We start from the raw sequence: 22,626 nt of genomic DNA on the forward strand, positions 1-22,626 counted from the left end.
GAATGTCGCGGCTGAACGTGTGGCACGGTGGATCCATGACAGGACGAAATAATCAGGCTGCGTTTCGATTGTCCGCATTGTTGGCCGGTGCAGGAGTACTTCATTTCGTTGCGCCCAAGTTCTTCGACATGCAGGTTCCGAAGGCGCTGCCGGGTACAGCACGCACGTACACCACCGTTTCGGGTGTCGCCGAGGTCGCAGTTGCGGCGGCGTTGGCCGTGCCGTCGACGCGGCGCCTCGGCGGCGGGCTCGCAGCCGCGCTGTTCGTTGCGGTGTTCCCGGCGAACATCGACATGGCGCGCCGTATCGTGGCCGATCCGAAGTCCTCCACAGCGATGAAGGCGGCTGTGCTGGCCCGGCTGCCGTTGCAGATTCCACTCGTGACCGAGGCCATGAAGGTGCGCAAGAACGCTGCTCAGAGGTAGTCCTCGGTGGTGCCTTCGATGAGTGCGGTCAGAGCGAGGCCGTCCGGTAGGTCGTCCGGGGAGATCGTTCGGCCGCTGCGAACGTAGTGGAATGCCGCGCGCACCATGTGGAGCGGCACCTGCTCTCCGTCCGGTCGAGAGGCCGACATCAGCTCCGCCCAGGCGAGCCGATACGCAGCGAGCTGCATGCCGACCGATTTCTCCTCGTTGGCCGTCGGTTCCTTGCCGGTCTTCCAGTCGACGACCGTCCAACCCCCGTCCGGATCGGCGAACACTGCGTCGATGCGCCCACGCAGAACTGTTCCGGCAACCGAGGTTTCGAACGGCACCTCCACCTCGACCGGACTGCGCAGGGACCATTCCGAGGCCAGGAATGCGTTCTGCAGAGTTTCCAGATCGACGTCGGCCGCCGCCCCGGTGTCCGCGGACCCGGGAAGTTCGTCCAGATCGAGCAGCCGGGTAGCGCCGAATCGACGTTCGACCCAGGCGTGAAACGCAGTACCCCGGCGGGCGAGCGGATTCGGCGGGAACGGCAGCGGTCGACGCAATCTCGACGCCAACGCATCGGGATCCGCTGCGAGATCGACCAACTGACTGACCGAAAGATTGCGAGGCAAAGGGACAGTTGTGGTGGAGCGGGTGCGCTCGTGGCGCTCGGCGAGCAACGTCTCGACCTCTGCGGCCCAATTCTCCGGGTCCTCGCTCACATCCGGCTCGGTCGCCGCTTCGGACTCGGCGAGCGCGAGCAGCACAGCTCGGGCCCCATGTTCGACGGCGCTGCGACGCTGCCCCAGGGGGTCTGCAGGCCATGTCGCAGAATGCGGCTCGGCCGTCAACGGGTTCGCGATTCCGGGCTCGGGCGCGGGTGCCCATTCATCGATGACGGCAACCGGTTCGGGTTGCGTTCGAGATGGGTCGTCGACGAGCGATTTGAGCTCCTTCAAGAACTCCGATGGCCCACGCGGTTTGCTGCCGGTTTCACCCCAGTGGTGCCCGGAGACGAAGAGCGCGCGTTCGGTTCGGGTGAGCGCTACGTAGAAGAGTCGGCGGTCCTCGGCGAGTCTCCGACGAGCGAGAGCATCCTTGTGTCGATCGATGGCCTCCTGCAGGTCTTTTCGGTTGTGCACATCGAGCAGATCCAACGTAGGTACACCCTCCGACATGTGGCCGTTCTCGTCGACCTCCGCACGGTCACCGCGCAGAATCGGAGGCAGCTCGGCCATCGCACCCAGCCAGGTCGATGATGCCGTCGAGGACGGGAAGACCCCGGCGGAAACGTGCGGCACGGCAACCACCTCCCATTCGAGGCCTTTGGCCGAATGGACGGTGAGTACCTGGACGCGGTGCGGCGCCACCTCCACCTCCCCTGGCGCGAGTCCGTCCTCCACCGTGTCCGCTGCGGCGAGGAACGACAGGAACCCGGTGACCGTGGCGGTCGGGTTGTCGGCGTAGTCGGCCACCACGACAGCGAACTCGTCGAGGTGTTCGCGACCGACTCCCCCTGCGGTCGACGGTGATGTTCTCGCCTGCGCCTCGATTCCGATGCCCATCGCACGCTCGATATCGGCCACCAGTTCGGTGAGCGGTTGCCCTATCCGCTCACGGAGCGAATGCAGTTCCTGCGCGAGCGCGGTGATCCTCTGGTACCCGCGCGCCGAGTAGCGATCGGCCGGGCCGGGATCGGCGATGGCGTCGGCAAGTCCTGCTTCCTCTGCATGCTCGCCCGGTAGAGAGCTGCCGAGGGCAGCGTCGAGGGCAGCGATGTCGTCCACTCGGCCCGGTGTGCCGTAGCCGCCACCGATACCTAGCTCGCGAGTTCGACGTGCCAATGCCCGGAGGTCGGCTGCCCCGATCTGCCAGCGTGAACCCGTAAGCACTCGCATCGCGGCGCTCCCGGCCAGAGGGTCGGCGACGAGCCGGAGCATGGCGATGACGTCGGCAACCTCTGGGACGTGCAGTAGCCCACCGAGGCCGACCACCTCGACGGGCAGCCCGCGCGCCCGAAGCACCTCGGCGAGCGGCTCCGCGTCGGCGTTGCGCCGCACCAGAACTGCAGCCGTCGGCGGTGGGCGCTCCTCGTCGAGCGCGACGCGAAACTCGTTCTCGATACGATCGGCAATCCACTCCCGCTCGTCACGGACTGTCGCGGACACCGCCAACCGAACATCTCCCGCCGTGGCTCCGGGCCTGGCGCGCAACGTGGGGACCGGTACTCCGCTTCGACGCAGCGGCGCGGTGATGTGGTTGGCAAGCTCGAGTGCTTCTGGCGGATTCCGCCAGCTCGTCAACAATTCGAGCCTCGGCGCAGGACCGGCCGTCGTCGCGAAATCGGTGGCGAAACGCGGCAGGTTGGCTGCCGACGCGCCGCGCCACCCGTAGATGGACTGCATAGGATCACCGACCGCGGTCAGCGCCAGCGCCGGATCGGCGCCGGCGCCGAAGAGAGATGACAGCAGCACTCGCTGGGCGTGCCCGGTGTCCTGGTACTCGTCGAGCAGTACGAGCCTGAACCGGTCACGCTCCGAGCGACCCACCTCCTGGTGATCCGCGGCAACTCTCGCGGCCAGCGACATCTGACTGCCGAAATCCAGTGCGCCCTCCCGACGAAGTGTCTGCGCGAGTCTCTCCACCAGGGGCAGCAGAGCAACACGGTTGTGCTGAGCGTCGAGGATATCGAGCAGGGTCTTGGTCGGACCGCCCTTCTGCCCCGGCCCGGGCCCGAGGGTGTGCACGAGTGTGTCGAGGTGAGTGTGCGCGCCACGAAGATCATCCGGGTCGACGAGGTGCTCCGCGAGTTGGCCGGAGAGCGCCAGAACCGCCTCGGTGATGGAGGTGGGGTTGCGGTCGGTATCGAGATCACCGTCCCAGGTGCTGACCACGCGATGCGCGAGCTGCCACAGTTCGGTCTCGGACAGCAGGGTCGCCGACGGCTCGATCGGAAGCAGGAGTCCGTGTTCGGCGAGCAACCGGCCCGCATAGGAGTGATAGGTGCTCACCTCCGGCTCGCCGCTCATGATGCGTTCACGCAGGGCCAGGCTCGGATCCAGTGCCCGCACCACGTCCGATCCGGCCAGTCGGGCGAGCCGCGCTCTGATGCGTGAGGTGAGCTGTTGGGCAGCTTTTCTGGTGAACGTGAGCCCCAGAACGCTGTCGGGGTCGACGAATTCGTTCGCGACCATCCACACCACGCGTGCAGCCATCGTCTCGGTCTTGCCTGCACCGGCACCGGCCACGACGAGTGTCGGCCCGGGCGGCGCGGCGATCACAGCGGCCTGCTCAGCCGTCGGCGGATGCTTCTGGCCGAGGGCGCGGGAGAGTTCGATCGGATCGATGCGGGCGGCCCTGTCGGGGGCCGCCGACGTGCGGCCGGGGCTACGACGTGATGTCAATTCTCGGTCACCTGTCTACCGGTCTCGTGTGCTGGGCAACTCGACTTGACCGGACAATGTCGACAACCGTCGTTGACGTGGGCGTCGAACGTCGGTCCCTGCGTCGCGGACGCAGCCCGGTGCACAGTGTCTCGCCACTGCTCGAGTTGCTCCGGAGTAGGGGCCTGCTGAATCCGTTGCGTCGCACCTTCTTTGTTGTGCGGTTTGGCCACGAAGACCAGACGGGCTCCGCCCGGCGGCCCGGCGGGCTCGCCTTCGATGGCACCCGCTGCGGCAGCGACCTGATACGTGGCGAGTTGGCTGTGGTCACGTGCGTCGTCCTTGGAGACGACTGTTTTCGCTGTCTTGACATCGACGATCACCGGTCGTCCGTCGAGGTCGTGTTCGAGCCTGTCGATGCGCCCGCGCAGTGCCACCGACGGTTCACCCTCCGACCTCGATTCGAGTACGCCGGCCACCTCGACCTCGATTCCCGCTTCGGTGAGCTCACCGCGGGTCCCGCGCAGCCACTTCTCGAACGTCTCGAGCATTGCTCCTGTTCGGTTCAGTTCCCGGCGCGAATACCACTGCGATCCTAGATCCACTGCATCCCATGCTGTTTCGAGTGCACGGCGCACCTGATCGGGCGCCATCTCTCCGGCAACTGCCTGCACCAGCGTGTGCACGAGCGTCCCGGTGATCGCATGGGTGTTGGCGCCGTCGTTCCCACCGTGCCGATCCAACATCCACCGAAGGGGGCACGTGGTGAGCTGTTCGACTGTCGACGGTGACAACGGGACAGGGCCGTCCTCGGCGGTCCACAGCGGGGCGTCGGTACTGATGCCGCCGACACCGAACCACCCGTCGGGATGAGCGCCCTTGACGCCCGCGCGAGCCAATCGAGCCAGTTGACGGGCCGCGCGCGCATGCTTGGCCGGGTCACGCTCAGCGATCACTGGATCGCAGACCACACCGCGGAGTTCGGCAACGAGCATCGGCAAGGCGAGTACGCGAGTGTCGGGTTGCTTCTCGGACACGCTGGGTACGTCGGCAGCATCCTCTGCCCCACCGCGGTCCTCTCCCCCGCCGCGCAACTCGTCCACGAACCGTGACCGAACGAGGTCAGCGTCTCCCGTGCTGGAATCGACTGCGGTGACGTGCAATACCGACCGGGCACGCGAGCACGCGACGAAGAACAGCTTTCGCTCCTCCGCAAGCAGCGGCGCTGTCTTCGACAGGGTGGCGTCGATGGACCTGCCTCCCTCCCCGATACCTCCGGCCAGGTCGACCAAGGCTTCGGTGCCCAACAGGCTTCCGCGAGCACGCAATCCGGGCCACAACCCTTCCTGGACACCGGCAACTGCAACGAACTCCCACTCGCGTCCCGCTGACGAATGCGCGCTGAGCAAAGTGACCGCATTCCGTACGACTGGCGACCTGCCTGCATTCGAGGTGGGAATCTGCTGTCCGCTGATGTAGTCGACGAATCCTGCCAGACGTGCCTGCGGAAGACGGTCGACGTAGGACGCTGCGGATTCGAACAACGCAACGACGGCGTCGAGATCACGATCTGCCTGCGCACCGACCGAGCCACCCCAGGCCGACGCAGCCGACCAGCGTCGCTCGAGCCCCGTCGCCTGCCAGGCTGCCCAGAGGACGTCTTCGACTCCGCGCCCGCGCAGAGCTACCGCGTTCGCCTTCCGCAATACGGACAGAACTCTGCGGAGCGGCGCCGATTCGACTTCGGAGAGCTCACGGACCCACGCAGCGCTGCCTCGAGTGACACCGGATTCGGGTGGCGTGCCCGCCTGCACGATCACCTCTCGCAACAATTCCGCGGAATCCCGCTCACCACCGTTCGAGAGTTCGACGCGCCGTACCCCACGTCGGAGTCTTCGCAGACTCACCGGGTCGGCGCCGCCTATCGGTCCGGACAGCAGCGCGAGTGCATCTTCACCGTCGAAAGTGTCGTCCACCAGCGCACGCAGAACCAGCAGCAGACCGACTGCGCCGTGCTGACGGTGGAGCGGCAGTTCGGAAGCCGGCGTCACGAGCGGAACTCCCGCAGCCGACAGCGCGCGACGCAGCGGAGCGATCGACCGCGGAACCGAACGCACGACGATGGCCATCTCCGACCAGGGCATCGCGTCGGAAAGATGCGCTCGTCGCATCGCGTCGGCAATGAAGGATGCTTCTTTCGCTGCCGAAGGCAGCACGTGGACCGACGAACGACTCACGCCGAACCGAGGCTCGGCGACCGCCACCGCCCCGCGATGCCGACCGATTCCCGGCAATCGTCCTGCGATGGTTCCGGTCAGTTTCGTGACCTCCTCGACGCTGCGGAAATTACAGTCGAGGACGATTCGTCTTTTCGCCCCAGGTTCGGCCAGATCAGCGACGAAGGAGGCATCGGCGCCCCGGAAGGCGAACACGGACTGATCCGGGTCACCGGCGATCACTGTCGATTCGGTGTTCGTACCGATCAGTCGGACCAGCTCCGCCGCCTGAGGATCCAGATGCTGTGCGTCGTCGACGATCAGGTGCCTGATGCGTGCACGCTCGGCACGAAGCAGTTCCGGGTCGGTGGCGAATGCCATCAGGGCGCTGCCGATCAACTCCGCAGCATCGAGCCCGGGAGCAGAGGCCCCCGCCGCCTCGACGCCGACCGAACCGCGAAGCAGCATCGCCTGCTCGTACCTTCTGGCGAATCTGCCGACTGCGATCCACTCGGGACGCGAGTGTTGTCGTCCCAGCTTGATCAGATCCTCCGGCCCGATCCCGCGCTCGGCCGACCGCAGCATCATCTCGCGCACCGCAGTAGCGAAGCCCGTCATCGCGAGAGCCGGCCGCAACCTGTCCGGCCAGTCGCGCGCCTCGTCCTCGAGATCGCCGCGAAGCATCTCGCGAACCACGGCGTCCTGCTCGGCTCCGGTGAGCAGCCGGGGAGGCGGGTTGCCGTGAATTGCGGCCTGCAGTCGCAGGACGGCGAACGCATAGGAATGGACGGTCCGTACCAGCGGTTCTCGGGTCGCGCGAACCGAGTGCGCACCCGCAAAGACACCGCCGGTGATTTCGTGCCGCATCGCCACCGCAGCGCGTTTCGATTGTGTCAGCACCAGGACCGATTCCGGGTCGGTGGAGACGACGCGCGATACGGCGTAATCGGCCAGCAGCGCCGACTTGCCGGTGCCCGGCCCACCCAGGACCTGCCAGGGACGCCAGGAAGGCTCTCCGACCGACACTGCGGAAATGGCGTCGAGATCGCCGGCGAGCAACGCCTGCGCGGGCCCGGACCAGGAACGAGGACTCGCGACGGCCACTGGTTCCCGCACCAGGGTCGTGGCATTGCCCTGCCTGCCGTCATCACGCACGCCCACCGGCGAAGTGCGTGCTGCGATGTCGGTGTCCATGGGAGAAATTGCATCACGCACCACCGACAGACTCGGCATCGACGGCAAGACGGTCTGGACGGCAGCGCGACGCGTCCACCCGGGTACGGCATAGTGAACGTCGTGCCAGATCTGAATTTTCACACGTACGGACCTGCCGACGGCCCCGAGATTCTCGCGGTTCACGGAATGACCGGTCACGGAGCTCGCTGGGCCGACCTGGCGGACAACCATCTACCCGAGGCGCGCATATACGCGCCCGATCTGATCGGTCACGGCCGTTCGCCGTGGACACCTCCGTGGGACATCACTGCTCAGGTCGATGGCCTGGCCGCACTGCTCGACGCCCATGCCCGCGGCCCGGTGCTCGTCGTCGGACATTCCTACGGGGGCGCCATCGCAGTGCATCTCGCCCAGCGAAGACCTGAACTCGTGCGCGCACTCGTACTGCTCGACCCCGCAATCGGACTCGATCCGGCCGATCTGCTCGAGGTCGCGGAACTGACTGCGAAGTACCCGGATTACACCGATGCCGCCGAAGCGAAATCCGAGAAGATCAACGGGGCCTGGGCCGATGTCCCGCCGGAACTGCTCGACCGCGAAGTCGACGCCCATCTCGTCGCCGCGGACAACGGCCGCGTCCGGTGGCGTATGTCCACGGCCGCGATCGTCGCATCATGGGGTGAGCTGGCGCGTCCGATCGTGGTACCTCCGGCCGACACGCCCACCGTCGTCGTGCAGGCCGAGCGGGTTCAGCCGCCGTACGTGAGCGAGAAGTTCAAGACCGCGCTGCGAGAGCAACTCGGTTCGAGTCTCACTGTCGTCGAGCTGGACTGCGATCACATGGTCCCGCAAGCCAAGCCCGCCGATGTCGCAGCGCTGGTGCGTGAGCTTCTGTAGATGGCGGCGATCACCGAAGTCCAGATCGAGAGGGTGCGGTCGCTGGTCGCGTCGGTACCTGCCGGCAATGTCACCACCTACGGTGACATCGCCGACGCCGCCGAGCTGTCCAGCCCCCGAACGGTCGGCGCGATCATGCGCATGGACTCCGCGGATCTTCCCTGGCATCGGGTGCTCTCCGCGAGCGGGAAGCCCGCTCCGCACCTCGCGGAACGGCAGCTCGCCAAGCTTCGAGAGGAGGGCGTGACCGTCCGCGACGGTCGCGTCGATCTGAGCCTCGTTCGGTTCACCTTTTCGTGACCTGGCCGTACCCGCCCACGGCCACCTACTAGGGTTTCCGGGTATGGACCTGGGACAGTTCGATCCGCGTGCGACGGCACCGTATGCCCTGTCGAAAGCGAGCCCGTTCGTCGCCTCTGCCGGTCTCGTCGTCGACGACGTTTCCGGTGTCCGCGTCGTCGGTCACATCGAGTTGGGCCCCGACCACTTCACCCCGTGGGGCGTCGTGCACGGCGGTGTCTACACGACGGCGGTCGAGACCGCGGCGAGCATCGGCGCCAGCGAAGCAGTCAAAGACCGAGGGGAATTCGCGGTCGGCGTGCACAACGGAACCGATTTTCTTCGAGCGAGCAAAGGTGGACGAGTCGACGTCGTTGCCGAGCCACTGCAACAGGGCCGCGTCCAGCAATTGTGGCTGGTGACGATCACGGCCTCCGACAGCGGCAAGACCATCGCGCGTGGTCAGGTGCGGTTGCAGAACGTACCACTGCCGCCGCAGTGATGTCCGACGACGTTGCAACCGTCGACGCTGTGATCCTTGCCGGCGGAACCGCGCGCAGAATGGGTGGAGTGGACAAGCCCGGCCTCACGGTCGGTGGAGTGAGCCTGGTTCAGCGCGCGATCGATGCCGCGGCGAGCTGTCGACGCATCGTGGTGGTCGGGCCGCACCGGGGCGATCTCGAGGCGCACGTGAAACAGGTGCGCGAGGACCCAGCGGGCGGAGGTCCGGTCGCTGCCATAGCCGCCGGTCTGGCTGCTCTCGGTCCGGATGTCGGGGACGTCGTTCTCGTGCTCGCTGCCGATGTCCCCTTCGTCGGGACCTCCACTGTTGCAAAGCTTGTACGTGCCGCAGCACAGCAGTCCGCCGCGTTCGTCGTCGACGAGGCCGGCCGGACACAGTATCTGCTCGGCGCGTGGCAACGCCGAACCCTTGTCGAGGCCGTCACTGGACTCGATACCGTCCACAACGCCTCCCTGCGGGTGTTGGTCCCCACCGATCACGGTGAAATCAGGGTCGACGGCGTCGGCGACTGCGACACCGTCGAGGATCTCCGGCGGGCGCGGCTGCGAGCGGCTGCGGAGAACCCGCGATCTGCCGCAATCGACTTCGATCGAGTCCGCGCCGTCGTCGACAGCGGCCTCGCCCCGCTGCCACCCCGTCCCATAGCGGTCAACGCTGCAGGGGGTTGCGTTCTTGCGCAACCTCTTTCCGCTGCCGCAGCGCTCCCACAAGTGGACATTTCGGCGATGGACGGTTACGCCGTGTCCGGCGAAGCGCCGTGGACGCTGCGCGCGGATGTGGCCTATGCCGGCACATCCGATCTTCCCGCTCTGCTCGCGGGTGAAGCCGTCCGGATCGCCACCGGCGCCGCGGTACCCGCCGGGGCGACGGCTGTGGTGCGTGATGAGTTCGTCGAGCATTTCGACGGCGAACTGACATTACGGAAGGGCGCACCCGCACGGGACGATCGCCGACAAGTGGGGGAAGACTGGCACGTGGGAGCGCTGCTCGTTCCGGCGGGCACAGTGGTCTCCGAGGCAGTGATGTCCGTCGCACTGAGCGCGGAGGTAACCGAGTTGACGGTTCGTGGGCCCGTTCGTGCGCGAATTCTGTCGAGTGGCAGTGAGATTCGTGTCAACGGCCCCCTTCACCCTGGGCAGACCCGGGACACGATCGGTCCCGTCATTCCCGGTTACCTCCGCGCCTGCGGCATCGACGTAGTCGGGTCCGCACACCTCGAGGATTCACCGAGCGCTTTCGACGACGCACTGATCGACCCGGGTGATGCGGACATGCTGATCGTCATCGGGGCGACGGGCGGCGGCGCCGCTGACCGACTGCGGACCGCGCTGATCTCAGCGGATGCGCATGTCCTGATCGATCGAGTTGCTGTCCGTCCCGGTGGGTCGCAAATCGCCGCGGTGCTTCCGTCCGGGGTCGTCGTTCTGGGACTGCCGGGCAACCCCCTGGCCGCCATCATCACCACGATGACGACGGGTGCCGCGATCGCCGACGCCCTGACCGTCCGCCACCGGGCGCCGGGCCATCTCGGCCACGTGTCCAATGCGGAAGCCGTGCGTTCATCGGTCACACGGATCGTTCCGGTCACCAGTCAGGGCATGGCGTGGCTGGCCGAATCGCACCTGCGGACCGCGCATCTGCTGCAGATCGCATTCCACGAAGCGTTGGCCGTGGTGCCTCCGGACGTCACATCCGATACGCCGGTTGAACTGATCTTCCTACCGTAGCCAACTGCCGGCTGCCCTCCAGGTAGCGATCAGCGACGAGGTCGATGATCGCCGGATGAACACCGAGCGGATCGGCAACGCCGTCGGCTCCGGCATCGGCGAGGCGATTGTGAAAAAGCCCGCGCGCCAGCAGATACGACGCCACGAATACCCTCGTGTGGCCGCTGGCCCGCAGCGTCGAAACCGCCTCGGCGACCGTCGGTGTGGCAGTGGCGACGTAACCGATGCGCACTGGCGCCTGCGTGCGGTCGGCGAGCATGGACGCAGCTCGGCGGTGTTCCAGAAGCGCCCTGCGATCGGACGAGCCGGCAGCGGCGAGCACTACTGCCTCACCCGGTTGCCACCCCGCGTCGCGAAGCCGGGCAAACATCACCTCGGCGAGCACGGGATCCGGCCCCAGCGCCCTCGTCACCACCACGTTTCCATGGTTGCTCTCGGCGATTTCACGCGGGACGTCGGTGTGAACGTGGTACCCGGACGCGAGAAACGCGGGTACGACAACAGCAGGTTCGGACAGTTCCCGAAGCACCTCCGACGGCGACGGGCCCAGGACATCCACGAAGGCAACACGGGTGGTGCCCACTTGCCGAGCCAGTACCTCGGCCATGTCGGCCACCATCTGAACACCACGGGGATTGCGCGTGCCGTGCGCAACGAGGACAAGGACTGGATCTGTGGTCGCGCTATCGACGGACATTTCAGTACTTCCCTTCCGAGACAACGGTAGGCACCTTCGAGCCGGCCTCCGCACCGAACGGATCCGCAACCCCGGTCGGTTCCGAAATCGGCGCATCGGGCTCCATGGCGAGCCGATACCCACGCTTGACGACCGTCTGAACGATCTTGGGCGCGCCGAGCGAGGATCGAAGTCGAGTCATAGCGGTCTCCACTGCGTGCGTGTCATCACCGCCACCGGGCAGCGCGGCGAGGAGCTCATCCCTCGACACCACACGTCCCGGCCTGTAGGCCAGAGTCTTGATCAAGGCCATCCCTGCTGGCGATACCGGCCGTACCTCACCATCGACGACGACGCATCGGCTGCGGACACTGAGTGCATGCCCCCCGGCGTCCACCGGCATCGATCGCCGCGGCAGCTCCTCGGCGATGTGGCGCGCAAGAGCACCGAGCCGGGCCCGATCCGGTTGCGTGGTACACACTTTCATCTGTTCCAACGGCGCCGCTGTGACGGGACCGACGCACACGGGCAGCACACGGGTACGCATCGAATGAAGGAGCGGCTCGAGCACACCGTTCTCGTCGGCCCGCATGAGCAGCGAAGCCACGGCAGGCGCGCTGGTGAAACTGACAGCGTCGAGATCCCCGAGAACCACCGCCTCGATCATGCGGTCCATCGGACTACCGTCGTCCGGCGCCGTCCACCGGTACACGGGAACCGGAACGACGTCAGCTCCGGCGTCGCGCAGCGCCTCACAGAAGTCGGGCATCGGCTCCCACTCCGTTGTCGCCCCGTGCAATTGCACAGCGATACGGGTTCCCTTCACTCCCTCGCGCAGCAGGTGTTCGAGGACCTCCGCAGAGGACTCCGACACCGGACTCCACTCCTCGCGCAGATCGGCGGCACGAATGGCACCCTTCGCCTTGGGCCCACGCGCAAGCAAACGGGACGTGGCCAACGCGCGGCCGAGGCTCTCGGCGCGACCCCACCCCTCAGCAGCCTCCATCCAACCGCGGAAGCCGATTCCCGTTGTTGCAACCGTGATCTCAGGAGGATTGTCGATGATGCTCGACGTCACGCGCTCCAACTCGGCATCGTCGGCGAGCGGAATGATTCGAATCGCAGGGGCGTGCATCACCGACGCGCCGCGCCGAACCAGTAGCGTCGCCAACTCCTCAGCCCTGCGCGACGCCGTGATCCCGACAGCGAACCCAGCGAGCGGCTCCGCTCCGGCTTCCAAGATCATGTCGATTGGCCGCGCACGAAGATCACGCCATCGACGACGGACGTTTCGAACGAGCCGAGCCCTACTGTGTCATCGTCCAGGCATCGACCGTCGACCAGCGAGAACACCTGCTTGAGCAGCGGCGACGCTACCGTAGGCTCGCCAGCACGGTCTCCGACCAAACCACGCGACATGACCGCGGCGCGTCCGAACGGATCGATGTTGCCGACCGCACGCAGCCCACCATCGGCCAGTAGAAACAGCGCAACCTGTGTGCCGCCACGAAGCAGAACAGCGACACCTCTACCCGGAACCAGGGCATCCAGGGCACATGCAGCGGTCCACCCCTCAGCGGTTCGAGGAACCGTGTTGGTTCGAGAATCGGTGTTGGTTCCAGAATCGATGACAGTCATCACGTACCTCCTTGTGCTATTGCACGTTGCCGATGTTTCTTCGTCGTTAAGTAGCGATTACCCGGGTGTGCACATGTCTCGATAGTCGCGATAGTCGTGATCGGCTCAGCTCGACTAACCGCCGAACGTCGGCATTCCCATGAGGACGGGCACCTTGCGGGCCCCGCTTTCGTCGAACGCAACCGTCGGGTCCGGTTCATCCGGTGCGTTGACGAACGAGACGAACCGCCCCAGCTTCTCCTCGTCCTCGAGCACGCCCGCCCACTCGTCCCGATACCCCGCGACGTGGCGGGCCATGTCCGCTTCCAGCTCCGCACCGATACCCAGGCTGTCTTCACAGACCACCGCCTTGAGATGCTCGAGACCGCCGTCGAGAGAGTCGAGCCACGGCGCGGTGCGCTGCAATCGGTCGGCGGTGCGGACGTAGAACATCAGGTACCTGTCTATGTAGCTGACCAGGGTCGCATCATCGAGGTTCGAAGCCAGCAGCTGCGCGTGCTTGGGCGATTGGCCGCCATTGCCTGCCACGTACAGATTCCAGCCGCCCTCGGTGGCGATGACCCCGACATCCTTGCCGCGAGCCTCGGCACATTCGCGAGCGCACCCGGAGACACCGAATTTGATCTTGTGCGGCGAACGCAATCCCCGGTATCGGTTCTCGAGATCGACGGCCATGCCTACCGAGTCCTGAACGCCGTACCGGCACCAACTCGATCCCACACAGCTTTTCACCGTCCGCAGGGATTTTCCGTAGGCCTGACCCGACTCCATACCGGCATCGACCAAGCGCTTCCAGATCGCCGGCAGCTGCTCGACGCGTGCGCCGAACATGTCGATCCGTTGGCCTCCCGTCACCTTGGTGTACAGACCGAAGTCGCGGGCAACCTCACCGATCACGATGAGCTGCTCGGGTGTGCATTCGCCGCCAGGCATACGCGGCACCACCGAATACGTGCCGTTCTTCTGGATGTTCGCCAAGAAGTGGTCGTTGGTGTCCTGCAGCGAGGCCTGCTCACCGTCGAGAATGTGGTCCGAGGAGGTCGACGCCAGGATCGAGGCCACCACCGGCTTGCAGATGTCGCAACCGGTTCCCTTGCCGTACTTGGCAATGAGCGAGGAAAACGTGCGTGTATTCGTGGCCCGCACGATCTCGTACAGCTCGGCGCGCGACTGACCGAAGTGCTCACACAGAGCCTTCGACATCACGACACCGGACGCTGCGAGAAGTTGCTTGATCGACGGTAGGCAACCACCACAGGTCGTGCCCGCCGACGTGCAACTCTTCACCGCAGCAACATCGCAGGCACCGTCGGCGATCGCGCCACAGATCGCACCCTTGGTGACCCCGTTGCACGAACAGATCTCTGCCTCGTCGGGCAAAGCTCCCATGCCGACCTGTTCGGCCGCCGGCGAGATCAACGAACCCGGATCCCCCGGCAGCTCACGCCCGACCAGTGGCCGCAGCAGCGAGTAGGCACTCGCGTCGCCCACGAGAATTCCGCCGAGGAGCGTCTTTGCATCGTCGGATACGACCAGTTTGGAGTAAGTGCCCTTGGGCGCGTCGCTGAAGACCACCTCGAGCGCACCCGGTGTCGCGGCCATGGCGTCGCCGAAGCTGGCGACGTCGACTCCCATGAGCTTGAGCTTGGTGGACATATCCGCCCCGGGGAACTCCGCCGCGCCGCCCAGCAGGCGATCCGCGACGACCTCGGCCGTGGAGTAGCCGGGAGCAACCAGACCGTAGCAGCGCCCCTCCACGGCAGCACATTCACCGATGGCGTAGACGGCGGGATCAGCTGTACGACAACCGGTATCGACCATGATTCCACCGCGCTCGCCGACCTCGAGACCACAATCTCGGGCCAGCTGATCCTGCGGACGAACACCGGCGGAGAACACCAGCAACGCGGCATCGATGACGCTGCCGTCCGACAGTTCGACGGTCAGTCCGGCGCCGTCGGGCTTCTCGGTGATCGACGAGGTGCCCACTCCGACGTGGACGTCGAGACCGAGTTCGGTGACCAGGCGGGCCAGCAGAGCTCCGCCGCCCTCGTCGACCTGCAACGGCATGAGCCGGGGCGCGAATTCGACGACATGCGGTGTCATGCCCAGCTTCTTCAGCGCGTTCGCCGCTTCGAGACCGAGTAGCCCGCCCCCTACTACGACTCCGACTGCACCCGGTCCCGCGGCCTCGGCACGCGCCCTGATCCGGTCGAGGTCATCGAGCGTCCGGTAGACGAAACACCCGTCGAGATCGTGACCGGTGATCGGCGGTACGAATGGGTAGGAACCGGTGGCGAACACCAGAGCGTCGTAATCGACGATCTCGCCGGTGGAGGTCGTCACCGTCCTCGCGGTGCGATCGACACTGTCCGCGCGAACTCCGAGGCGCATGTCGACCACCGTGTCACCGGGGTAGTCGTTGCCTGCGAGCGCGAGTTCCTTATGATCCCAGGCGCCCACGTATGAGGACAACCCCACGCGGTCGTACGCCGGTAGTGCTTCCTCGCAGAGCACCGTGACTTTCCAGTCACCAGAGTCGTCACGTGCGCGCAACGCCTCGACGAACCGGTGTCCGACCATGCCGTGTCCTATTACCACCGCGTTCTTCACGTGGGGTCCTTTCCGAAGTACTTTGGTCGAGATGTTTCGCGAGCGGTCGTATCAGACCGAGCGGCCGGCCGGAGCGGCGTTCGAATCTGCGCCGCTTTGCTTGCGGAGGTAGACCGCCCAGGTGAGGAAGCAGCACACCACGTAGAAGATCAGGAAGACCCAGAATGCAGTCGTGGCCGACTTCGCTTCACCCGAATACGAAGCGCGGAGAACGAGATTGATCCCTACTCCACCCAGTGCACCGACGGCACCAGCGATTCCGATGAGTGCGCCCGACATCCGACGAGACCAGTGCTGCTGTTCGTCGACCGTCATGCCCTTCAACTCGACCGACTTCGCTGCGAAGATCGCCGGGATCATCTTGTAGACCGAACCGTTACCGATTCCCGAGAGCAGGAAAAGCAGGATGAAGCCCACGACGAAGAGAACCATCATCGTTCCGGTTGCCGCGCCTGCCGTGTTGTCGTGCCAAGTACCGGCCACGACGAGCAGCCCCGTGGAGAACACCATCGCCACGAACGTGTAGAGCGTGATCTTGCCGCCGCCGATCTTGTCGGCGAGCTTGCCGCCGTAGGGACGAGAGATGGAGCCGAGCAGTGGTCCGATGAAGGCGATTTGAGCGGCGCTCAGCGATGCCTGCGCCTGCTGAGCTGGGGTTGCAGGTGCACCGTCGGTCAATCCGGCCAGGAAGTTGATCTGCAGTACCTGCCCGAATGCAAAGCTGAAGCCGATGAACGATCCGAATGTGCCGATGTAGAGGAATGCGATCCACCACGAGTCCGCGAACTTCATGACGTCGATCATCGAGCGCCCGTTGGTCTTCTGGTTGTCGAGATTGTCCATGTACAACGCAGCACCGACAGCGGCGGCGGCGATGAGGACGAGGTATATGGCGCAGACGATTTCGGGTGCAGTGTTGCCGACAGTAGCGATGACGAGCAGACCGATGAGCTGGATGACCGGCACACCGATGTTTCCGCCACCTGCGTTGAGCCCCAGAGCCCAACCCTTCTCACGCTGGGGGTAGAAGGCGTTGATGTTGGTCATCGACGAGGCGAAGTTTCCGCCACCGAGCCCGGCAAAGGCGGCGATGATGATGTAGGTCGTGTACGAAGCGGGATTGAGCATGAAGTACATGGTCAGCACCGTGGGAACGAGCAGAACCAATGCGCTGAAGATCGTCCAGTTGCGACCGCCGAACTTGGCGGTGGCGAACGTGTACGGGATTCGCAGTATCGCGCCTACCAGGGTCGGTACCGCGACGAGGAAGAACTTGCCCGCTGCATCGATGCCGTACACGGAGAGGGGCATGAACAGCACCATCACCGACCAAATGGACCAGATGGAGAATCCGACATGCTCCGCGATGACGGACCAGATCAGGTTGCGCTTGGCGATGTGCTTGCCGCCGGCTTCCCAGGCCTCGATGTCCTCGGAATCCCAATGGCGGATGTGGTGGTTGACCGAAACGGGGACGGTTCCCGGCTTCGGGCGTTGAGTCGAGGACGTATCGGTTGATGGAGCCTCGGGGCTACTTGTCACGTTGGGCCTCCTGATCACGTGGGAGACCCAAAGATAGAAAAGCCATGTTGCGCAGGCGCTGCCTGCGATGACCTGCTGATTAACTTGGTCTCACCTCACCCGAACGCAGCGAGTGAGGCAATTCTCGAGATCGCTGCGCGGGATGTGAGGTCCTCACCAGGTGTCTTCGAGCATCCTCGGCTTGCAGCAGAAGTACCCCGCGACGAGCAACACGGCAACACATCCGGTCAGCATCAGCATGGGAACGGCCCAGCCTCCCGACAACGAGTGCACCAGACCGAACGACAGCGGTCCGGTGGCCGAGACCACGTAGCCGAGTCCCTGGGTGAAGCCCGACAACCTCGAGGATCCGACGGGTGTGCGAGTACGCAGGTTGATCAGTGTCAATGACATCGGGAAGGTCAAGGTACCGAGACCGATGAGGCACACCCAGAAGGCGGTGCCCTCGGTCGGCGAAAAGTGAAGGCCGGAGAAGCCGCCGAGGTAGAACACTGCAGCACCGAGGACGAGGCCGTAAGGATTGTTCAGACGCGCACACAGGCTGGGTGCGACCAGGGAAGAGATCAGGCCCATCGCACCGAATGCTGCGACGGAGGCACCGGCGCGAGCCTCACCGATCCCAGCATCGGTGAGGATGGTCGGCAGCCATGTCAGCATCGCGTACGTAATGAATGACGTCATCGCGAACATCCCGGCCATTCCCCAGGCGAGCGACGAGCGGAAGATTTGCCCTTCGGGTGCGGCAGCGGCAACCGCAGTGTCACCGGCCCGGTCTGCGCTGTCGATGTCGAGGCCGGTCACGGCGAGAGCCCTCGTCCGCTTCGTTTCGCGCCGGTGCACCAGCACCACGCCGAGCCACGGCACTGCTGCGGCCAGCGCGACCAGGGCCCACACACCGATCGACACACGCCATCCGTACACATCGGCGACGGGTACCGCGAGCAGAGGCGGCACCATCGTGCTGATCTGCATCGCGCAGATATATATCGTGCTGACCACTGCGAGTCGTTCCGAGAAGTATCGCTTCACCAAGGGTGGGATGACGACGTTGCCGATACCCATCCCGACCAGCGCCACCGCGGACAGCAGGAGCAAACTCGCCGTGTCGGGTGCGAAGGCGCGCGACGCCATGCCCACCGCCGTCAGTGACATGGCGATCAACGCCGCGAGTTCGAGCCCGGTCCGCTTCGCGAGTATCGGCGTCAACAGACCGGACACGGCGAACATTGCCGGTGGCAGCATCCCGACCAAACCAACCACAGTGGACCCGAACTGCAGGTCGGCGCCGATTCGACCGAACAACGGGCTGATCGAGGTCACCGCAGCCCGCAGCGTCAACGCCGAAAGGACTATTGCAGCGAATACGAGCGCGCGCCCCCGCAGCAAGCGGCGCGAATCGGCGCGCTCCTCGGTCTCCGTTGCGGCAATGGCACTCACCGGCAAATCATAGGATGACCGGATCACCTGACGCAAAGCAGTAAAGTGGACGCGACACGCCACACGGACACCCGGGGAGATTCACACGTGCAGCAGGTTCAACGCTCCAGCCTCATCGCGCAGGTCACGGCACAGTTACGCGAGCAGATCGTCACGAAGCAATGGCCGGTGGGTGCTCGCATCCCAACCGAAGCCGAACTCTGCGAACTGACCGGAACCGGTCGAAACACCGTCCGCGAAGCGGTGCAAGCGCTCGTGCACGCTGGAATGGTCGAACGCAGGCAGGGTTCGGGAACATTCGTGATGGCCGCCTCGGACCTGGGTGGCACGCTCGGCAAGTACTTCGCCGACGCGCAGGATCGCGATGTGACCGAGCTTCGCCGCACCCTCGAGGTCACCGCCGCCACATTGGCTGCCGAACGGCGCGATGCCGAAGACATTCGCGCGCTCACCGAGGCCCTGGGCGACCGCAACAAGTCCTGGGCGAGCGACAGCGTAGACACTGCGGTGTCCGTCGACGCGCGATTTCACCGAGCCATCGTCGCGGCGAGCCACAACGCCATCTATTTGGAGTTCTACGATTCACTGCTGCCGATAATCGAGCAGACCATGCACCATCACGTGACCCTGCACGGACACGATTACGTCGACGAGCACGTGGCCCTCGTCGACGCCATCGTCAGCGGCGATGCCGACAAGGCCCGCGCCGCCGCGCTGACGTTCTTCGACGAACTCGGACATGACATCTGCTCCGGCGGACCGACGCAGACACCTTCAGAGCAATAGCCGCACGAGGTCGGCGGTGCGCGCCAATCCCGGAAACGCCTCCGGCGTCGATCGAGGATGCAACGCGTGTACGGCGAAGCGGAAAACCAGCGCACGAAGCAACATCTGCGGCCATTCGGGGAGATCCTCCCACCGCCCGATGAGTGCGTCGTCGGCACCGCCCCACGAGATCGCGTCGACGACACTCACTGCCGCAGCCCACGAAGCCGGACGCCAATACGGCGCGATATCGGTGATCCCAGGCGCTGCATTACCGTCGAACAAGACGGTGCCGAATAGGTCACCATGCACGAGCTGGTCGGGCGACCGAACCGGCTTACGCAGGCTGGACAACTGCTTGATCAGTTCGAGGCTCTGCTTCCCGTCACTCGAACTCACCTCAGGCGCCCCGGCCGCCCGAGCCGCGCGCAGCGGCGTCGCCTCCCACGCCGACCGATCCGCAGCGACGAAGACGTCTGCGTCCGTCCAGGGAGCGACGGGCGGCCCCACCAAGAATCTTGGCTTGTCCAACTGCGCGGTGGCGGTATGCAGCCGGACGGACAGCGAGACCACCTCGTCGTGACGGGGTTCCGGTGAACCGACGATGAAGGTATCCGCCCGCCAACTGCTGACCACGTAGCGCCCGTCGGTCGAGCGCACCGGCCGTGCCAACCGCACACCATCTACGGCCAGATTCTCGCGCACCTTGGCCGACCACGCCGCCCGCGCATGGTCGGCGACGGGCGAGAGGACGACGTCGCCGAGCCGCCACCCACCGTCCCAATCCGCGCCGAGCGGAATCGGGGGTACGTCGCGCAGCCCGAACGTGGAAATCACGTGTTGAGGGGGTTCCACTGAGCTCACTCTCTGCACGCTACCGCCGCACAGACGGTGCGGACGGCAGGCGCGCTAGTAAACCGGTAACGACGGATCCACCTGACTCGCCCATGCGGCTATCCCGCCCCGTAGATGTACGGCATCGGCAAAACCGGCACGCTTCACCGCCGCGAGCGCTTCCGCCGAACGAATGCCGGTTTTGCAGTACAGCACGATACGACCGCTCTGCGGCAGCGAAGACAAGGCCTCACCCGACAGGATTCTCCCCTTCGGAACCAGCCTTGCACCCTCTATGTGGACGATGTCCCATTCGACAGGTTCACGCACGTCGATCAGGGCGAGTTCGTCCGACCCTTTCATCAAGTCCGCGAGCTCAGCCGGCGTGATGGCGGAATCGGCGGCAGCAGCTGCGGCATCCTCGCTGACGACGCCGCAGAACTCGTCGTAGTCGATCAGCTCGGTGACGGGTACACGAGCGGGGTCACGTTGGACCCGAATGGTCCGGTACGACATGGCCAACGCGTCGTAGATCATGAGCCGGCCGAGCAAGGTTTCTCCGATGCCGGTAATCAACTTGATCGCCTCGGTCACCATGACCGAACCGACGGAAGCACACAGCACACCGAGTACGCCGCCTTCGGCGCAGGAGGGCACCATTCCCGGGGGTGGTGGCTCCGGGTACAGATCACGGTAGTTCAGACCACGCCCACCCGGTGCGTTCTCCCAGAAGACCGACACCTGACCCTCGAACCGATAGATCGAGCCCCACACGTAGGGCTTGCCGGCCAGAATCGCGGCGTCGTTGACGAGGTAGCGAGTGGCGAAGTTGTCGGTGCCGTCCAGAATCAGGTCGTATTGCTCGAACAACTGCACTGCATTGGCCGAGTCCAGCCGGTACTCGTGGAGCCTGACCTCGACGCCATCGTTGATCTCTCTGATCGAATCCCGCGCACTCGCAGCCTTCGATCGGCCCACATCCGATTGTCCGTGGATGACCTGCCGCTGCAGATTCGACAGCTCCACCTCGTCGAACTCGACGATCCCCAGCGTGCCGACGCCCGCCGCAGCCAGGTAGAGCAGCGCCGGGGATCCGAGACCGCCCGCGCCGATCACGAGCACCCGAGCCGAACGCAACCGGCGTTGTCCGATGGTTCCGACATCGGGAATGATCAGGTGCCGGCTATAGCGCGCGACATCGTCGAAGGTCAGTTCGACCGACGGTTCGACCAAGGGGGGCAACCACGTCATCTACTCCTACACTCCTCAGCCCCGCGGGTGCGGCCACGGATTGAATCGGCACGTCTTCCCGTCCATCGGCACCACACCCTCCGGGTCGAGTCGCGCGATGTCGTCGTTGGCGGTGCCGAATGTCTGCTGCATCATCACCGGCGCGAGTCCGCCCTCGGTTTCGCACGGCTGGTGTTGCTGGTAGCCGATGGCATGACCCACCTCGTGATTGATCTGATACTGCCGGTACGAGCCGATGTCACCCTGGAACGCGATCGCTCCGCGGACCCATCGTGGCTCGTTCAGTACAACTCTGCCGATTCCGGGGTTGTAACACGACACCTCGAGCTGAATGTCGTATCCGCACGCAGGGCGAATGCTCAACTGGGACGTCAGCGATATCCGAAAATCCGGCTCACCCTGATCGATCCGCCGAAACGCGAAGCGCGGGTCGTTGGTCCAGCTCTTCGGATTGCTCAGCGTCTGATCGACCAACCGCGCGAACGACTCGTCGCCGCCGAATCCGGCAGTGTCGACGCCGTCCTCCACTTCGACCGTGTACGAGAAGACTCGCTCGGTACCCTGACCTACTTGCTCGGTGAAGCCGGGAACGATGTGCCACGTCCCTGCACCTTCGACGGCGAACGGACCCCCGTCCGGCAGTTGGCCCGACGGTATGGACTCAGCGAAGTTCCCGTCGGCTGCAGGCGGGACACCGATGACGCCCGTGGTATCGGTGGTGTCGGAGCTGAGGGCACCGAATCCTGGATCGGCGGGCTGGCCGTTTCCGGAGGTCGCGGTGGTCATCGGATCGCCGGTCTTGACCGCATCGAACACCACGAGAGTGGTCACCACGAGCAGAACTGGAATCGCGTACGCGCGCCACCCGTACACCGAAGCGAACTTCCCCAGTTTCGACTGCTTCTTGGCCCGTCGATCCGGCCGAGGATTGCGAGGCCGGTGCGGCTCGTTGCGAGCCGTCGGATCCCACTGCGCTCGCAGGGGCTGGTGCGAGCCTCGGCCCCCGTGCCGAGCGTCGTCGACGTCGGCATCTGCCCACGCCCGTCCGCCGCGCTGCGGCCCGCCTCGGTCAGTCACCCCGCCAGAATCTCACAGACGAACACATACGCCGATCGCCGCGCCGATGTTTGTCTGTTCCAACAACGTCCCGTCGATGACAACGGGAAAAACCGACAGGTCGGTCGGCGTGCCGGCCCTGCTCACCGCGACTGAGCCCACCGCCATCCCAACCGCTCGGGCCATGGCGGGTATCGTTGCGT

17 protein-coding genes are annotated in these 22,626 nt (G+C 65.3%); 6 read left to right on the top strand and 11 right to left on the bottom strand.

What is annotated here, in order from left to right:
• Positions 1-35 precede the first annotated feature (35 nt).
• Positions 36-425, top strand: a complete 390-nt coding sequence (locus J1M86_RS21090; protein ID WP_075840248.1) for a hypothetical protein — start codon at positions 36-38, stop codon at positions 423-425.
• Here the strand turns inward: J1M86_RS21090 and J1M86_RS21095 are convergent.
• Positions 416-3,814 (bottom strand): ATP-dependent helicase, encoded by a 3,399-nt coding sequence (locus tag J1M86_RS21095; protein ID WP_206511243.1) that lies wholly within the window; start codon positions 3,812-3,814, stop codon positions 416-418. The genes J1M86_RS21090 and J1M86_RS21095 overlap by 10 nt on opposite strands.
• Positions 3,811-7,416: an ATP-dependent DNA helicase gene (locus tag J1M86_RS21100; protein WP_241260436.1), complete on the bottom strand. Its 3,606-nt coding sequence runs from the start codon at positions 7,414-7,416 to the stop codon at positions 3,811-3,813. The genes J1M86_RS21095 and J1M86_RS21100 overlap by 4 nt, the downstream gene beginning before the upstream one ends.
• On the opposite strand from J1M86_RS21100, the gene J1M86_RS26535 reads away from it, so the two are divergent.
• The 4 genes from J1M86_RS26535 to J1M86_RS21120 are packed head-to-tail and all read left to right on the top strand — an operon-like array spanning position 7,306 to position 10,611.
• Positions 7,306-8,082 (top strand): alpha/beta fold hydrolase, encoded by a 777-nt coding sequence (locus J1M86_RS26535; protein WP_075840247.1) that lies wholly within the window; start codon positions 7,306-7,308, stop codon positions 8,080-8,082. The genes J1M86_RS21100 and J1M86_RS26535 overlap by 111 nt on opposite strands.
• Positions 8,083-8,382, top strand: coding sequence for an MGMT family protein (locus J1M86_RS21110; RefSeq protein ID WP_206511245.1), 300 nt, complete (start codon positions 8,083-8,085; stop codon positions 8,380-8,382).
• A 43-nt stretch (positions 8,383-8,425) separates the two neighbouring features.
• Entirely contained in the window at positions 8,426-8,863 is a 438-nt protein-coding gene (locus tag J1M86_RS21115) for a PaaI family thioesterase (protein ID WP_206511246.1), read from the top strand.
• A complete protein-coding gene (locus J1M86_RS21120) occupies positions 8,863-10,611 on the top strand; it encodes an NTP transferase domain-containing protein (RefSeq protein WP_206511247.1) in 1,749 nt (582 codons plus the stop codon). The genes J1M86_RS21115 and J1M86_RS21120 overlap by 1 nt, the downstream gene beginning before the upstream one ends.
• Here J1M86_RS21120 and J1M86_RS21125 read toward each other — a convergent pair.
• The 6 genes from J1M86_RS21125 to J1M86_RS21150 all read right to left on the bottom strand — a co-directional run bounded on the left by J1M86_RS21125 (position 10,571) and on the right by J1M86_RS21150 (position 18,517).
• Positions 10,571-11,308 (bottom strand): sirohydrochlorin chelatase, encoded by a 738-nt coding sequence (locus J1M86_RS21125; protein ID WP_206511248.1) that lies wholly within the window; start codon positions 11,306-11,308, stop codon positions 10,571-10,573. The genes J1M86_RS21120 and J1M86_RS21125 overlap by 41 nt on opposite strands.
• Position 11,309: 1 nt before the next feature.
• Entirely contained in the window at positions 11,310-12,533 is a 1,224-nt protein-coding gene (locus J1M86_RS21130) for a uroporphyrinogen-III synthase (RefSeq protein ID WP_206511249.1), read from the bottom strand.
• Positions 12,530-12,925: a nitrite reductase small subunit NirD gene (gene nirD / locus J1M86_RS21135; protein WP_075840190.1), complete on the bottom strand. Its 396-nt coding sequence runs from the start codon at positions 12,923-12,925 to the stop codon at positions 12,530-12,532. The genes J1M86_RS21130 and nirD overlap by 4 nt, the downstream gene beginning before the upstream one ends.
• A gap of 114 nt (positions 12,926-13,039) precedes the next feature.
• Positions 13,040-15,538 (bottom strand): nitrite reductase large subunit NirB, encoded by a 2,499-nt coding sequence (gene nirB, locus J1M86_RS21140; protein ID WP_206511250.1) that lies wholly within the window; start codon positions 15,536-15,538, stop codon positions 13,040-13,042.
• Between the two features lie 51 nt (positions 15,539-15,589).
• Positions 15,590-16,990 (bottom strand): NarK/NasA family nitrate transporter, encoded by a 1,401-nt coding sequence (locus J1M86_RS21145; protein ID WP_206511359.1) that lies wholly within the window; start codon positions 16,988-16,990, stop codon positions 15,590-15,592.
• Between the two features lie 243 nt (positions 16,991-17,233).
• Positions 17,234-18,517, bottom strand: a complete 1,284-nt coding sequence (locus tag J1M86_RS21150) for a CynX/NimT family MFS transporter (protein WP_206511251.1) — start codon at positions 18,515-18,517, stop codon at positions 17,234-17,236.
• An 87-nt stretch (positions 18,518-18,604) separates the two neighbouring features.
• Here J1M86_RS21150 and J1M86_RS21155 point away from each other — a divergent pair, with 87 nt between their 5' ends.
• The gene (locus J1M86_RS21155) at positions 18,605-19,303 is read left to right on the top strand and encodes a FadR/GntR family transcriptional regulator (RefSeq protein WP_206511252.1); all 699 of its coding nucleotides are present in this window, start codon (positions 18,605-18,607) and stop codon (positions 19,301-19,303) included.
• On the opposite strand, the gene J1M86_RS21160 is transcribed toward J1M86_RS21155, so the two are convergent.
• Genes J1M86_RS21160 through J1M86_RS21170 form a run of 3 tightly spaced genes read right to left on the bottom strand, consistent with a single transcriptional unit; the run spans position 19,292 to position 22,444 of the window.
• Complete coding sequence (locus tag J1M86_RS21160) at positions 19,292-20,146, bottom strand: TIGR02569 family protein (protein ID WP_075839810.1); 855 nt, start codon at positions 20,144-20,146, stop codon at positions 19,292-19,294. The two genes, J1M86_RS21155 and J1M86_RS21160, sit on opposite strands and share 12 nt — an antisense overlap.
• 45 nt (positions 20,147-20,191) lie before the next feature.
• The gene (gene moeZ, locus J1M86_RS21165) at positions 20,192-21,367 is read right to left on the bottom strand and encodes an adenylyltransferase/sulfurtransferase MoeZ (RefSeq protein ID WP_206511253.1); all 1,176 of its coding nucleotides are present in this window, start codon (positions 21,365-21,367) and stop codon (positions 20,192-20,194) included.
• 15 nt (positions 21,368-21,382) lie between these two features.
• Positions 21,383-22,444, bottom strand: a complete 1,062-nt coding sequence (locus J1M86_RS21170; RefSeq protein ID WP_206511254.1) for a DUF3152 domain-containing protein — start codon at positions 22,442-22,444, stop codon at positions 21,383-21,385.
• Positions 22,445-22,626 lie beyond the last annotated feature (182 nt).

Source organism: Rhodococcus sp. KRD197 (assembly GCF_017168235.1).
Taxonomy (GTDB): Bacteria; Actinomycetota; Actinomycetes; order Mycobacteriales; family Mycobacteriaceae; genus Rhodococcoides.